At 41.5% G+C, this 14,737-nt stretch carries 15 protein-coding genes; 11 read left to right on the top strand and 4 right to left on the bottom strand.

Going from position 1 to position 14,737, the window contains the following annotated elements:
* The first annotated feature begins 121 nt into the window (after window positions 1–121).
* A complete protein-coding gene (gene rsmF, locus AAFM34_RS07220) occupies window positions 122–1,546 on the top strand; it encodes a 16S rRNA (cytosine(1407)-C(5))-methyltransferase RsmF (RefSeq protein ID WP_341661473.1) in 1,425 nt (474 codons plus the stop codon).
* Between the two features lie 60 nt (window positions 1,547–1,606).
* Here rsmF and AAFM34_RS07225 read toward each other — a convergent pair whose 3' ends face one another.
* A complete protein-coding gene (locus AAFM34_RS07225; protein WP_341661381.1) occupies window positions 1,607–2,443 on the bottom strand; it encodes a S1-like domain-containing RNA-binding protein in 837 nt (278 codons plus the stop codon).
* A 91-nt stretch (window positions 2,444–2,534) separates the two neighbouring features.
* On the opposite strand from AAFM34_RS07225, the gene AAFM34_RS07230 reads away from it, so the two are divergent.
* Window positions 2,535–3,920, top strand: a complete 1,386-nt coding sequence (locus tag AAFM34_RS07230) for a hypothetical protein (protein ID WP_341661383.1) — start codon at window positions 2,535–2,537, stop codon at window positions 3,918–3,920.
* On the opposite strand, the gene AAFM34_RS07235 is transcribed toward AAFM34_RS07230, so the two are convergent.
* Window positions 3,889–4,368, bottom strand: coding sequence for a DUF4442 domain-containing protein (locus AAFM34_RS07235; RefSeq protein WP_341661475.1), 480 nt, complete (start codon window positions 4,366–4,368; stop codon window positions 3,889–3,891). The genes AAFM34_RS07230 and AAFM34_RS07235 overlap by 32 nt on opposite strands.
* A 216-nt stretch (window positions 4,369–4,584) precedes the next feature.
* Here AAFM34_RS07235 and AAFM34_RS07240 point away from each other — a divergent pair, with 216 nt between their 5' ends.
* Both AAFM34_RS07240 and AAFM34_RS07245 read left to right on the top strand, forming a co-directional pair.
* Window positions 4,585–5,637 (top strand): 3-deoxy-7-phosphoheptulonate synthase, encoded by a 1,053-nt coding sequence (locus AAFM34_RS07240; RefSeq protein ID WP_341661385.1) that lies wholly within the window; start codon window positions 4,585–4,587, stop codon window positions 5,635–5,637.
* Window positions 5,638–5,654: 17 nt separating this feature from the next.
* Complete coding sequence (locus tag AAFM34_RS07245; protein ID WP_341661387.1) at window positions 5,655–6,140, top strand: YajQ family cyclic di-GMP-binding protein; 486 nt, start codon at window positions 5,655–5,657, stop codon at window positions 6,138–6,140.
* A 55-nt stretch (window positions 6,141–6,195) separates the two neighbouring features.
* Here the strand turns inward: AAFM34_RS07245 and AAFM34_RS07250 are convergent, their stop codons facing one another.
* Entirely contained in the window at window positions 6,196–7,131 is a 936-nt protein-coding gene (locus AAFM34_RS07250; RefSeq protein ID WP_341661389.1) for an NAD(P)-dependent oxidoreductase, read from the bottom strand.
* Window positions 7,132–7,594: 463 nt separating this feature from the next.
* Here AAFM34_RS07250 and AAFM34_RS07255 point away from each other — a divergent pair, with 463 nt between their 5' ends.
* From AAFM34_RS07255 to AAFM34_RS07280, 6 genes are all read left to right on the top strand, one after another.
* The gene (locus AAFM34_RS07255; protein ID WP_341661391.1) at window positions 7,595–8,623 is read left to right on the top strand and encodes an amino acid ABC transporter substrate-binding protein; all 1,029 of its coding nucleotides are present in this window, start codon (window positions 7,595–7,597) and stop codon (window positions 8,621–8,623) included.
* A 66-nt stretch (window positions 8,624–8,689) separates the two neighbouring features.
* Window positions 8,690–9,892 carry an amino acid ABC transporter permease gene (locus tag AAFM34_RS07260; protein WP_341661393.1) on the top strand — a complete coding sequence of 401 codons (1,203 nt, stop codon included), beginning with the start codon at window positions 8,690–8,692 and terminating at the stop codon, window positions 9,890–9,892.
* 1 nt (window position 9,893) lies between these two features.
* Window positions 9,894–10,991 (top strand): amino acid ABC transporter permease, encoded by a 1,098-nt coding sequence (locus tag AAFM34_RS07265; RefSeq protein WP_341661395.1) that lies wholly within the window; start codon window positions 9,894–9,896, stop codon window positions 10,989–10,991.
* 21 nt (window positions 10,992–11,012) lie between these two features.
* The gene (locus AAFM34_RS07270; protein ID WP_341661397.1) at window positions 11,013–11,759 is read left to right on the top strand and encodes an amino acid ABC transporter ATP-binding protein; all 747 of its coding nucleotides are present in this window, start codon (window positions 11,013–11,015) and stop codon (window positions 11,757–11,759) included.
* Window positions 11,760–11,953: 194 nt separating this feature from the next.
* On the top strand, window positions 11,954–12,622 hold the full coding sequence (locus tag AAFM34_RS07275) for a Bax inhibitor-1/YccA family protein (protein ID WP_341661399.1): 669 nt from the start codon (window positions 11,954–11,956) through the stop codon (window positions 12,620–12,622).
* Window positions 12,623–12,751: 129 nt separating this feature from the next.
* Window positions 12,752–13,081, top strand: coding sequence for a TusE/DsrC/DsvC family sulfur relay protein (locus AAFM34_RS07280; RefSeq protein ID WP_341661401.1), 330 nt, complete (start codon window positions 12,752–12,754; stop codon window positions 13,079–13,081).
* Here AAFM34_RS07280 and yccX read toward each other — a convergent pair.
* Window positions 13,076–13,348, bottom strand: a complete 273-nt coding sequence (gene yccX, locus AAFM34_RS07285; protein WP_341661403.1) for an acylphosphatase — start codon at window positions 13,346–13,348, stop codon at window positions 13,076–13,078. The genes AAFM34_RS07280 and yccX overlap by 6 nt on opposite strands.
* Window positions 13,349–13,522: 174 nt before the next feature.
* Here yccX and AAFM34_RS07290 point away from each other — a divergent pair, with 174 nt between their 5' ends.
* Window positions 13,523–14,716: a class I SAM-dependent methyltransferase gene (locus AAFM34_RS07290; protein ID WP_341661405.1), complete on the top strand. Its 1,194-nt coding sequence runs from the start codon at window positions 13,523–13,525 to the stop codon at window positions 14,714–14,716.
* The last annotated feature ends 21 nt before the right edge of the window (window positions 14,717–14,737 follow it).

Consider the following 14,737-nt stretch of genomic DNA (forward strand, 5'->3'; position numbering starts at 1 on the left):
AAGCCGATACCCCAGAAAAAACAATGCCGCTCACCTTAAGTGAACGGCATTAGTGTTAAAGACTGCGTTTTTTGCTTTAATTCGTTATAATTTTCTACCTTTACGTGCACGAGATATCACTTTGCATCAAAACGTCTATCTACCTGAAGAATTCCTGAACGAAATGCAGGCAATTATGCCTAGCGGGCTGGATATTTCAGGCTTCACGGCCGCCTGCAAGCGCCCACTTCGTAAAAGCATCCGTGTTAACACACTAAAAATCTCTATTGATGATTTCGTTCAGCGTGCAACTGAAAAAGGCTGGCAATTGTCTCCTATCCCATGGTGTAAAGAGGGGTTTTGGATTGAGGCCGATGAATCTATCACACCGCTTGGTAATACTGCTGAACATATGTGTGGTCTATTTTATATTCAGGAAGCCAGCTCTATGATGCCTGTATCGGCACTATTCGATGGCTTACAAGATGAGTTTAGCGCCGTTCTTGATATGGCTGCTGCTCCAGGTTCTAAAACCACACAAATCGCTGCAAGAATGAACAATAAGGGTGTGCTGGTTGCAAATGAGTTTTCATCCAGTCGCGTTAAAGTTCTACATGCCAATATCGAACGATGTGGTGTACGTAACTCGGCTCTTAGCAATTATGATGGCCGTGTCTTTGGGGGGTGGCTCCCTGAAAGCTTCGACGCTGTCCTTATTGATGCACCGTGCTCTGGCGAAGGGACTGTGCGCAAAGACCCTGATGCGATGAAAAACTGGAGCAAAGAGGCTGTACAGACTATCTCTCAGACCCAGAAAGACTTAATCGAAAGCGCCTTTCATGCGTTAAAACCAGGTGGTGTTATGGTCTATTCGACTTGTACGCTGAGTGTTGAAGAAAATCAAGAGGTTTGCCTTCATTTGGAGGATGAATACCCTGGTTTAGTCTCTTTTGAATCACTAAACTCGTTATTTTCGGGCGCAGATAAAGCCATTACTGAACATGGCTTTTTGCACATTTTCCCACAAATATATGATTGTGAGGGTTTTTTTGTTGCAAAAATCAGGAAACTTGGAACGGCAGTACCACCTAAGGTAAAGAAACGACTGGGTAAGTTTCCATTTGAAAAAGCATCAAGTAAGGTAAAACAACAGATTGCGCATAACCTTTATGAAAGCTTAAATATAGAGCTACCTTGCCAATCAGACATATGGTTAAGAGATAAAGATGTCTGGTTATTCCCAAGCGCTTTGGAGCCACTTATTGGCCAATTTAAGTTTTCAAGAATGGGGGTTAAGATTGCTGAATCTCACAAAAACGGCTACCGATGGCAACATCAGGTTGCGACTGCATTAGCATCAGGGTCAGAGCCTAACTGTATTCAATTGACGATGCCCGAAGCAAGAGAATGGTTCATGGGCAGAGACATTAGGCCACAAAATCAGTCAGGGAAAGGTGAGGTTATAGTTAAACTCGGTGATGATGTCATAGGCTTAGGAAAGTGGGTCGGAAATCGAATAAAGAATGGTCTACCTAGAGAGCTGGTACGAGACAAAAACCTGTTTTAAAGCGCTCTTCCCCACTAGGCTGTTTCCAAGGCCTAGTGGGTTTTATTATAAACCGATAGTTTAAGAAATTAGATGAATTCCTTGTTCATCGATCGATATTTTCCCCTGTTTATATAAACCACCGATAGTTTTCTTAAATGTCCCTTTGCTTGTTCGAAAAGTGGAGAAGATACTTTCTGGTGAAGACTTGTCATTTAACGGCAAGAAACCACCTTTCTTTTCCAATAAGTCAAGAACCTTTTCGCTTAGGTCATCCATTTTAGCAACCCCGACTTTCTGTAAAGTAAGGTCAATTTTCCCATCCTCACGAACGGATTTAATATACCCTTTCAATCGTTTACCAATGAACAATTTGCCAAAGACATCCGATTTGAAAATCATGCCCCAATGTTGGCCTTCAACGATCGCTTTAAAGCCCAACTCACTGCGCTCAGCAATAATCAAATCAACTTGTTGATTGCGTTGGTAGTTTGCTGGTGTTTTATCTAGCCACTTATTAAACTTAGTGGTTCCAACAATACGCCCCGAAGCCTTATCTGTGTAGACATAAACAAGAATGTTTTGCCCTGCTGAAAATCGAGTTCGCTGCTCACTAAATGGAATGAGTAGATCTTTACCTTTAATTCCCCAATCGACAAACGCTCCGATATTATTGACACCTTCAATTCTCATCAGCCCAAACTCTCCGACTTGAGCTACAGGCGATTCAGTGGTAGCAACAAGTTGATTGTCCGAGTCAAAGTACAAAAAAACATCTAAAAATTGACCAATCTCAGCACTTGATGGAGCAAATTTATTTGGCAGTAAGCTCGTGCCATAATCACCTGCATCAAGGAATAGTCCGAAATCTGTTTTTTTGACGATTTCCAAGTGATTTATCCGTCCAACTCTAATCATTTCAATGGTCTCTTACTAAATTTGAGGTCATTATAGCGAAACTCTGTTATGCTTTCGCGAGATAAAGAGAATTTTTTCAGGAGTATATTCTTTGATCACCGTTGATAAGCAGGACGGCATCACTCTTAAGATTTCCCACTCAATGGCTTCATCAAAAAAGTCAGACCTTGACCTCTATTTTTTCGTTCCTGGAGAACTTGGCCTAACACCTAATGTGTTAAAGGAAAATGAAATCTATTATGAATCCATAATCCAAAAGCGTGCTTATTTTAGTGACAAAACACTCCTACCTTTAGTACATAGCCGACTGGCAAAACGAGGTCGACTTTCTTCTACCCAATATCGTGTCAGTATCAGTTTGTTTGCTTACCAGTATGTTATCGCTCTGGATAATGCGGTTAATGAGCTGAACAAACATAACAGCGAAGTCGTAACCACTGAAGAAGTCGATGAAGTGATCGAGCTTGCACTCGATATTTTAAAAAAACTTAGGCGAAGTATTCCATATGAAGAAAGCCAAAAACGCTACTACGCGAATATAGATAATTATTTATCTTGGTATACAGGTCAACGTTTCATGTCTTTGATTGCCCATATGCCTCGGGATGCAGATTATAAAACGATTAAAGAAAGGCTACTCGCCATAGTAGAGAAGGAAGCTGCTCATCGAAAGCTGAATAATTACAACTCAAAAAGTGTACGTGACGACGTAACAAGGCTAAGTAATAAAATGCGTCTACTGCGTCGTTTGATTGAACACCCTGTCGTTTTAAAAGCAAAAACTCAGTCACTCGGCAAAAACATGAAACGTGTGGTTAAGGGCTCTGCCACAGGTTTTGTCATGGTGTTCGTTACTATTACGGCAATCCTTGCGAGAGACTATTGGGGAGAAATTACTGTCTCCTTTATTATTTGGATGTCTTTTGTATATGCACTTCGTGAAATATTCAAAGATGATCTTCGAGACGTTCTGTGGCGATGGATTAGGAAAGGACGTCCTAAGTGGAGAAAATACTATCTCGATCCCACCACAAACAAAGCCGTTGGCCAGAAATTGGAATGGCTAGACTATAAAAATTTGCAAAAACTTCCAGACCGCATACAAACCATACGAAAAAAACGCGTTGTGCAAAGGGAAGAGCAGGTTCTGCATTATCGAAGTGAAACAGAAATGTCCACATCAAAGTTTATGAGTGGTTACGAAGAGACAAAAGAGTCTATGATTCTCAGCATGCGCCCTTTGATGCGTCTCATGGACAAAGGGTCAAACAAGGTTTATACCCTCAGCAACAACCAAGTGAGTCAAGAATCCGTAGAAAAACGTCATTTGATCAACCTTATCGCTAAAGAAGATAACCATAATGACGAACCGACGTATTATCGATGGAAGATTGTATTAAATAGAAACAAAATTGTCGCTATTGAGCAAGTGGATCTCGACACTACTAGCCTCCCACTTTCTTCAGCGATAGAGTGAGAAAGAACTCCGCCATTGGTTCATCACCATGAAGCTTGGGACAAATGGCGGTTATTTTGACTTGTTGGTTTACTCGCTGCCCTGTTGCCACCGTCTCATCTAACATTGCGTCAATTAACTCCCCATCATGGCATAAAAAATGGACATCACCTTCTGGCCTTTTAAGAAATTGCCCGTCTACCGCTTTAAATGCCAATGAAACCCTATGCCCTCTTGCCTGTGCTTTGCTCATTGCCATAAAACCGCCAGCCACATCAGCCCCTACAGCCAACACACCAAAATACATGCTATTGAGGTGGTTTTTTGTTTTTCTTCTCAGCGGTATTTTTATTTCCACACTTTTGTCATTGAGCTGCAAAATCTTTGGACCACATAACCAAATAAGTGGAACTTTAAAGAAACCAAACATTTTTAGATATATATTGGCTTTAGCAAGAGAAGAAATCATTGACTGGTCCGATGTCATTTTTGATTCTGCCTAGTTGATAACGAATTTAAGTCAATGTCAACAAAATGTTAACGTTACATATTTTGATTATGGTAAACAGAGCACCAAAAGCTGACCATAGACTAGTACAACATCAAGAATATTATGCTAAAGGTTTATTAGTCTTGTGGTTTCCGTTATCTTTAACCCTTCGCGATAAAAATAACAGGCGAGTTTATGCCAATTAAAACCGATGAGTTAAGAACCCAACCATTAGGCCCAATGCCAACACCCTCAGAACTTGGCAGCGCACACCCAATTACGGAAGATGTTGCAGAGCGCGTCGCTGAATCTCGCCGCCAAATCGAAAGGATTTTAACAGGTGAAGACAAACGACTGCTAGTAATAGTTGGCCCCTGTTCTGTACACGATACGGATGCAGCACTTGACTATGCCAAACGTTTGGTTGAGGTTAAGGAAGAGTACCAAGACGAACTGTTTATCGTTATGCGTACCTATTTTGAAAAACCACGCACTGTAGTTGGCTGGAAAGGCCTGATCACAGATCCAAACCTTGATGGCTCATATGCATTAGAAGCAGGACTAAACAAAGCACGCAAGCTTTTGCTTGATATAAACAAGCTTGGTTTGGCAACTGCGACTGAATTCCTTGATATGATTACAGGCCAGTACATCGCTGATTTAATCTCATGGGGAGCCATTGGTGCGCGGACTACAGAGTCTCAAATACACAGAGAAATGGCCTCTGCTTTATCTTGCCCTGTAGGGTTTAAGAACGGAACCAATGGCAACGTAAAAATTTCTATCGATGCTATCCGCGCATCCAAAGCTTCTCACTACTTTTACTCACCCGATAAAAATGGACGTATGACAGTGTATCGTACCTGTGGTAATCCATATGGGCATGTCATTCTTAGAGGCGGCGATAAAGGACCTAACTACGATAGCGACTCTGTAAACTCAGCATGCCAACAACTAGCAAGCTTCGATCTCCCAGCTCGCCTAGTGGTTGACTTTAGTCACGCAAACTGCCTAAAACAACACAGGAAGCAATTAGACGTCGCGCAAGATATTTGTGATCAGATTCTATCAGGGAAAAATCAAATTGCTGGTATCATGGCGGAAAGTTTTATTATTGAAGGCAATCAGCCCATGAACGACATTGATAACTTAGTATATGGCCAGTCCATTACCGATCCATGTCTGAGCTGGGAAGACACAGTCAAGATGTTGGATTTGCTAGCTAATGCAGTTAAATCACGCGGCTAAATATAGAGGAATAAGTAATGCCATCTTTTGATATCGTATCTGAAATCGATACTGTTGAACTTAGAAATGCAGTCGATAATGCCTCTCGCGAGTTATCTACTCGTTTTGATTTTCGTGGCGTCGAAGCCTCGTTTGAAATGCAAAAAGATGAATCGGTAAAGTTGAATGCTGAGGGTGATTTTCAGCTAAAACAAATGCGCGATATATTACGCTCTCATCTTACTAAAAGAGGCGTTGATGTAAATGCTATGGAAGCCAAAGGCGAAGAAGCGACGGGCAAAAAGTGGCATCAAATCGTTATTTTTAAACAGGGAATCGAGACGCCAATGGCAAAGAAAGTCGTCAAAGCGATTAAAGATGCCAAACTGAAAGTACAAGCATCGATACAAGGTGAGAAAGTTCGGGTAACGGGTAAAAAAAGGGATGACCTTCAGGCTACCATTACAATGATCCGAGAAGCCGATCTTGGCCAACCTTTTCAGTACGAAAACTTCCGAGACTAAACACGACTAATTAGAACACTCCAAGTCCTTATCGAAAAACTTGGAGTGTTCATTTTCAAATTCGTCCCAATCGGATATGCAAATCCCCATTAATAAGAAACTTATATTCAGGTGCTTCAGAAGGGATAAGAACAACTAGGCGAAGATTTTTTTTCCGACCATCAATTAGCTTTTCAGATAAGTCAACTTCATCTTCATACATATGCCTCTCAGCATCTCTTCGACTGATATCTAGGAACTCAACAGGGCACTTCGGAGTATACAGGACTTGTTCCGATTGCTGCATTAATCGTAATGCTTTGATCGGTAATAACTCGACATCATTACCAAATTCTACCCATGTAACAGAGCCTTGAAATTCAATGTCACTATCTAATAGCTTTAAATACTCTGCTTCCAATTGTGAACGTTCAGTTGCGTTTTGAACATGAGCGCTGGCAAAAAACACTTCCCAAAACTTTCGCCGTTGGTCAACCGAAGGTAGACGCTGCTTAATATCCCCTCTTTTGGACAAACCAAAGTCTGCTAACAAAGAGAGGTTAAACGCCAAATTTGATTCTAGCTGCTCTCTAATATTGCGAATAAGAACAGGTGATGCTCCTCCACTTGATATCGCGATTTGAATTCTGCCACGAGTGATCATTGAAGGTGTAATAAAATCACAATAAGGTTGATCATCAACCACATTAACCAGAATCCCCAGGGCTTTGGCATCATCATACACTCGGTGATTGAGTTCAGGGTTATCCGTTGTGGCCCAAACTTGGAGGTATTTCTTATCAAGTAACACTTTAGAGTAGAAATTTTGGATCCAGTGACATTCGTTACGTTCAACTAAATGTTGTAAATGCGGATCAATGTGCGGAGAGACAATGGATACAATTGCACCAGCTCGAACTAGGCTATCAACCTTACGACAAGCCACTTCTCCTCCTCCAACAACCAAAACAGGCCGGTCTCTAAGATTCATGAACAGTGGAAAATATTGCATTTCAATCCTTAAGCAAACTTACAAGCTATTACACAAGATACTATCAAAAGTGTGATACATAAATACAGCGGTTACTCATGAGGGCAATATTTAGTGCTAAATAAATTCAAAATAACAAGGTTATCTTTTGGCAATATTTCGTTCGGTAAACTTTATTACTGTCAAATTAGTATATTGGTGAAATAGTTTACCTTTGAACTATTAATGTGAGGTTTCACACTACACCCTTTTGTTTAATATTTAATCATTAAATTAGGTCTGAGATAAGTGACTTCACATAATAATCGCTTTTAAATGATATATTTGAGAATTTGCTAATCCTTACCTATTCTTATAAATGGTTGATTTATATACAAGTCGTTTTTTTGAATGATTTTACAATAACCATTGATAAACAACACATTTTTCATTCGTTGTGATAAGTGGTACCTAATTTAACATGGATCATATAGGAAGGATTCAAATGGCAAACAAACTCACATTTATTGCTTCATTAGTAGCGGCTTCGACTGCTCTGATGTCTACGGGCGTCTCAGCTGCAGACACTACCCTAGCCAAAGTGACGAAACAGGGTTTCCTAACTTGTGGTGTCAGTACAGGGCTACCTGGGTTTTCCAACCCTAACTCAAAAGGCGAATGGGAAGGTATTGACGTCGAATATTGTCAAGCATTAGCCGCAGCCGTTCTGGGCGACAAGAAAAAAGTTAAGTATGTCCCCTTAACAGCGAAGGAACGCTTTACCGCCCTACAATCTGGTGAAATTGATGTGCTATCGCGCAACACCACTTGGACATTGCACCGAGATACAGCGCTTGGCCTCAACTTTGTCGGAGTTAATTACTATGATGGTCAAGGCTTTATGGTAAAAAAAGATCTTGGTATCAAAAGTGCGAAAGAGCTTAATGGCGCTTCTGTTTGTGTTCAGTCTGGTACCACTACAGAGCTCAATTTAGCGGATTACTTCAGAAATAGTGGTATGTCTTACAAGCCTGTCGTTTTCGACACTGCAGCACAAACTTCTAAGGGTTTTGATGCTGGGCGCTGTGACGCGTTAACAACCGACCAATCAGGACTCTATGCGCTGCGCTTAAATCTCCAAGATCCTGCCTCTGCAGTAGTTTTACCAGAGATCATTTCTAAAGAACCACTAGGCCCTGTAGTTCGCCAAGGTGATGACCAATGGTTTAATATCGGAAAATGGACATTAGCAGCCATGGTCAATGCCGAGGAATATGGCATTACCTCCAAAAATGCCGAAGAGATGTTAAAGTCGAAAGATCCTAATGTAAAAAGAATCTTGGGTATTGAAGGACCAAAAGGAAAAGGTCTTGGCATACGTGACGACTGGGGGTATCAAATTGTAAAACAGGTCGGGAATTACGGGGAAAGCTTCGAGCGCACCGTTGGTAGCGGCTCTCCACTACAAATTTCTCGTGGTGTTAATTCGCTATGGAATGCTGGTGGGTTTATGTATGCACCACCTATTCGCTAGCAGGCTTAACCAAAATGGGCGGTATTGCCGCCCTTTTTATAAACAAGGGATTGAGGCCATAGCGAGATGAAACATACTAATGCCCATGAGCCTAGCGCACAAAGCCAGAACTCTAAAAGTAGCCTTTTTTATAACCCCACATTTCGATCAGTTGTTTTTCAGATCATCGCCATACTCGCGTTGTTTTTTTTCTTTTACACAATCGTCAATAATGCTCTTACCAACCTTGAAGCTCGTGGTATAGCAACGGGATTTGGTTTCTTATCCCAAGAAGCAGGGTTTGGGATAGGATTGTCGCTGATTGAGTACAACGAAACATTTTCATATGGCCGGACTTTTGTCGTCGGACTTTTAAATACAGCACTTGTCTCTGTGCTCGGTATCATTTTGGCCACAGTTATTGGTTTTATCATGGGCATTGCTCGCTTATCCTCTAACTGGTTAGTGAGCCGTTTAGCTGCTGTGTACATAGAAATTTTTCGTAATGTCCCATTACTTTTGCAAATCTTTTTTTGGTATTTCGCAGTACTACAAGCACTGCCTTCCGCTAGACAAAGCCTCAGTCTTGGTGAAGCAATATTTTTAAACGTTCGTGGCCTATATTTTCCGGCACCTGTCTTTGAACAAGGAGCATCCATCGTTGGCATCTGTTTTGTTTTAGGCATTGTGGCTTGTATTTTAATCAATGTATGGGCAAATAATAAACAGAGACTGACAGGGCAACAGACGCCAATGGGCCGTATTGTGTTTGGTTTGGTTTTTGTGTTTCCTATCGCTGTGTACTTTCTAATGGGAGCCCCCATCTCCGCAGACTACCCAAAACTGCAAGGGTTTAATTTCCAAGGCGGTATCAGCATTATCCCAGAACTTGCTGCCCTGTTATTGGCTTTAAGTATCTACACTGCATCATTTATTGCTGAAATTGTTCGTTCTGGTATTAATGCCGTTAGTCATGGTCAAACAGAAGCCGCCATGTCTCTTGGGCTTCCTCGTTCTAGAACGCTTAAGCTTGTCATAGTACCGCAAGCACTAAGAATCATCATACCGCCATTAACCAGTCAATATCTTAACCTGACCAAAAACTCATCATTGGCAATGGCGATTGGCTACCCGGATTTAGTATCAGTATTCGCAGGAACAACCCTCAACCAGACAGGACAAGCGATAGAAATTATTACTATGACTATGGCTGTCTACTTGTCGCTAAGTCTACTGACATCTGCACTGATGAATATTTATAACCGTAAAGTTGCTTTGGTGGAGAGATGATATGAAGATACATCAATTTCAGCCAGATTTACCACCTCCTGCCAATACTGTGGGGCCAATAGGGTGGATGCGCAAAAACCTGTTCAATGGTCCAGTGAATTCTATTGTTACTCTTATCCTTGCTTACATTGCGTTCACCTTAATTTGGAACATTTTCAACTGGGCAATTTTGCAAGCCGACTGGATAGGTACAACCCGAGATGACTGTTCACGAGAAGGGGCCTGCTGGGTGTTTATCAGCGTGCGTTGGGAGCAATTTATGTATGGCTTCTACCCCCAAGAAGAATTATGGCGCCCGCGTTTATTTTACGCAACACTGGCCATCTTCACCGTTCTGCTAGCTTATGAAAAAACACCTAAACGGCTTTGGATATGGTTATTTTTTGTTAACATTTATCCTTTTATTATTGCTGCCCTACTGTATGGCGGTGTATTTGGTCTTGAAGTCGTTGAAACTCACAAGTGGGGAGGACTTTTAGTCACATTAATCATCGCTTTAGTTGGAATCGTAGTATCATTACCCATTGGTGTTGCTCTGGCCCTTGGCCGGCGTTCAGAGATGCCTATTATTCGAAGTATTTGTACTGTTTACATTGAAATTTGGCGCGGAGTTCCTCTTATCACAGTGCTCTTTATGGCGTCTGTCATGTTACCACTCTTTCTTGCTCAAGGTTCAGAAACGGACAAACTCATACGAGCGCTGATAGGGGTAGTCATGTTTAGCGCGGCTTATATGGCAGAAGTGGTAAGAGGCGGATTACAAGCCATCCCGAAAGGTCAGTATGAAGCGGCTGATGCACTTGGGCTCAGTTATTGGAAGAAAATGGGCTTAATTGTATTACCCCAAGCATTGAAGATCACTATCCCATCAATTGTGAATACTTTTATTGGGCTGTTCAAAGATACCAGCTTAGTTCTCATTATTGGAATGTTTGATGTTTTGGGTATAGGCCAAGCAGCTAATACTGATCCACAATGGTTAGGATTCGCGACTGAAAGCTATGTATTTGTCGCATTGGTTTTCTGGATATTTTGTTTTGGCATGTCTCGATACTCTATTTGGCTCGAAAACAAACTCCATACTGGCCACAAACGATAATTTAACGCTCAAGGATATGTTATGACACAGCAAGATTTGATGATTGAGATTAAGGACATGAACAAGTGGTACGGGGAGTTTCACGTACTAAAAAACATTAATCTTAGTGTTAAAAAAGGCGAAAAAATCGTGATATGTGGTCCATCCGGCTCGGGAAAATCCACCATGATACGGTGTATCAATCGGCTTGAAGAACATCAAAAAGGCCAAATTATTGTATCAGGCAACGAAATCACCGAAGACCTTAAAAATATCGAGGCCGTGCGCAGAGATGTAGGCATGTGTTTTCAGCATTTCAATCTATTTCCGCACCTAACCGTACTCGAAAATTGCACCTTAGCCCCCATCTGGGTTAAGAAAATGCCCAAAGATGAAGCCAAGCAAGTCGCCATGAAGTACTTGGAGCGAGTAAAGATTCCTGACCAAGCAGAGAAATACCCTGGCCAGTTATCGGGCGGCCAACAACAGCGAGTAGCGATTGCACGCTCATTATGCATGAACCCGCAGGTGATGCTATTTGACGAGCCCACTTCTGCACTCGACCCTGAAATGGTTCGTGAGGTGCTTGACGTTATGGTTGAACTAGCAGAAGAAGGTATGACCATGCTTTGCGTCACTCACGAAATGGGCTTTGCTAAAGAAGTCGCTGATCGCGTTATATTTATGGATGCCGGTGAGATCATTGAAGAGAACAACCCAGTGGATTTCTTTGAGAACCCTCAGTCTGATCGTACTCAAAACTTCTTAGCCCAGATTTTAAGCCACTAGATTTATTTGAAAAAGATAATCACAGAGCATAGAATTATTAAAAATCAATTTGTTATATTGTGTTACATCTTTCTTGATACATTTTTATGTAATTCATATAGAATTTGTTGTAATACACATATAGTTAAGGCTTGATCTTTTCATAGCTTGCCCCCATAAATGTAGCTATAAGCATAACCCTTACGAGGACTATTATGAACAGCCCTATGTTTACACATTCTACAAGTGCAACCAATACACTTGAGATCAACAAAACTCTGAAGAACACTTATTTTCTTCTATCCATGACATTGGTAACCAGTGCCATTGCAGCGCTTGCAACCATGGCAATGGGTCTTTCTCCTATGATGGCTCTTGTTATGCAGGTTGCCGCTATTGGTATTCTTTTCTTCGCTTTGCCAAGAAGTATCAATTCATCTATGGGTATAGTTTGGACGTTTGTCTTTACTACATTGATGGGTGGCGCTCTTGGACCAATGCTCAACCACTATGCGTCAATTCCTAATGGACCATCAATTATTGCTCAGGCATTGGGTCTAACGGGTATGGTGTTCCTTGGATTGTCTGCTTATACAATTAGCAGCAAGAAAGATTTTTCTTTCATGCGTAATTTCCTTATCGCAGGATTGATTATTGTCATCGTTGCGGCAGTCATTAATATCTTTGTTGGCTCTACCCTAGGCCAGCTTGCAATCAGCAGTATGTCAGCGCTTGTGTTCTCCGGCTTTATTTTGTATGACACAAGCCGAATCGTTCGCGGTGAAGAAACTAACTATGTTAGCGCAACAATTTCTATGTATCTTAACATTTTGAACTTGTTCACTAGCTTGCTCACAATTCTTGGCATTATGAATGATGACTAAATACTAGCCACATATCGCTTAGATATAGCCCAGAAGAATAGTCTTCTGGGCTTTTTCTTTTTAACGTGTTGCGATAGGTCGCAGAGCTGAGCTACCCTATCAGTTCTACTATATAAAGAAATGAATGACATGTTTGAGTACAAAGGCAAAACCGTTCACACCGACAACGAAGGATACCTTCTTAACCACACAGATTGGGAAGAAGGCATGATTGCGTTGCTCGCAGAGCAGGAAGGTATCGAGCTGACAGAAGCACATATAGAAGTAGTTCACTTTGTCCGTGCCTTTTATGAAGAGTTTAATACTTCACCTGCGGTAAGGATGCTGGTTAAAGCAATGGAAAAAGCGCATGGGCCAGATAAAGGTAACAGTAAGTACTTATTTAAGCTCTTTAAACAAGGCCCTGCCAAACAAGCGACAAAATTGGCAGGTTTACCCAAACCCGCAAAGTGCCTATAAAATATCAAAGTCTGTCATTAGCTGGTAAGACATGCATTCCGACTCGACGGATTCTACCAACGAAGTCTTAGGCCCGTTTTGTAACCACTGTTCCATCTTGACCATGTTCTGGCTATGCCCACAAATCAACACCTCGACCTGTCCACTTGCGAGGTTTTTCGCATAGCCAGTTAACCCAAGTTTCATAGCTTGCTGAGATGTGTGATAACGAAACCCCACTCCCTGCACGCAACCACTAATGAGAAATCTTTTGCACTCAAGATCCATAATGATATACCTATACAATGTGCTGTGATAGTTAATCGACCTTATAACTTTCTAGCAAAAATATAAAAGGCTTTATTCACAAAACACATTAAAATTCTAACTTGTGGTTTTGTTTGATTTTCTTATAGACTTCCACCACAATACCAGCCCTTTAATATTCAAGTGAGCAACATAATGACCCCAACTATTTATCTAGAAAAAGGCCGAGAAAAGTCGCTAAAGCGCAGACATCCTTGGGTTTTCTCTCGAGGTATAAAAAAAATAGAGGGTGAACCTTCGTTAGGTGAAACAGTGGATGTTTTTGCTCATGATGGCACTTGGCTAGCAAAAGCTGCTTACTCTCCACATTCGCAAATTCGTGCTAGAATTTGGAGCTTCGAGAACCAAGAAATAGATTTAGATTTTTTTGTTCAGCGGATCCAGCAAGCACTAATACTACGTCAGGATATTATTGAACGTGACGGCCTTACGGGCTATCGCTTAATTGCCGCTGAATCTGACGGGTTACCGGGCATTACCGTCGATAAGTACCAAAACTACTTGGTATGTCAGCTATTAAGTGCAGGTGCCGAATACCAAAAAGATACCCTGATCCGCGCTCTATTAAAGGTGTTCCCAGACCATAACATTTATGAACGCTCAGATGTTGCGGTGAGAAATAAAGAGGGACTAAGTGAGCGCATGGGCGTGTTGCATGGTGAAGAGCCGCCAGAGTCCGTTGTGATTGAAGAAAATGGCATTAAGATAAGCGTAAATATTAAGGCTGGCCATAAAACAGGATTCTACCTCGACCAGCGCGATAGCCGCCAACAGGCCATCAAATATTGTAAAGACAAAGAAGTGCTCAACTGCTTTTCTTACACAGGTGGCTTTGGTTTATATGCATTGAAAGGTGAGGCAAAACGCGTTATCAACGCTGATGTATCTCAGCCCGCATTGGATACAGCAAAACAAAATGCCGAAATTAACCAGTTTGATATTTCGAAAAAGCGTGCCGTTTTCCTCAACGCGGACGTATTTAAGTTACTGCGTGAATATAGAGATCAGGGAACAAAATTCGATGTCGTGATCATGGACCCGCCCAAATTTGCCGAGAGCAAAGCACAACTCAATGGAGCATGTCGAGGCTATAAAGACATTAATATGCTTGCTATGCAAATCTTAAGGACTGGTGGAACACTGCTAACTTATTCTTGTTCTGGGTTAATGGACCAAGTACTTTTTCAAAAGATCATTGCTGATGCCGCCGTTGACGCAGGTCGCCAGGTCAAGTTTGTTGAACGCTTTGAACAGGCTGCCGACCATCCAACAGACACTGCCTATCCAGAAGGGTTTTATCTAAAAGGTTTTGCCTGCAAGGTTATCTAGATAGAAAATCTGGTTTTTTAT

Origin of the sequence: Vibrio sp., assembly GCF_038138445.1 — a bacterium.
In the GTDB taxonomy this organism is placed as follows: domain Bacteria; phylum Pseudomonadota; class Gammaproteobacteria; order Enterobacterales; family Vibrionaceae; genus Vibrio.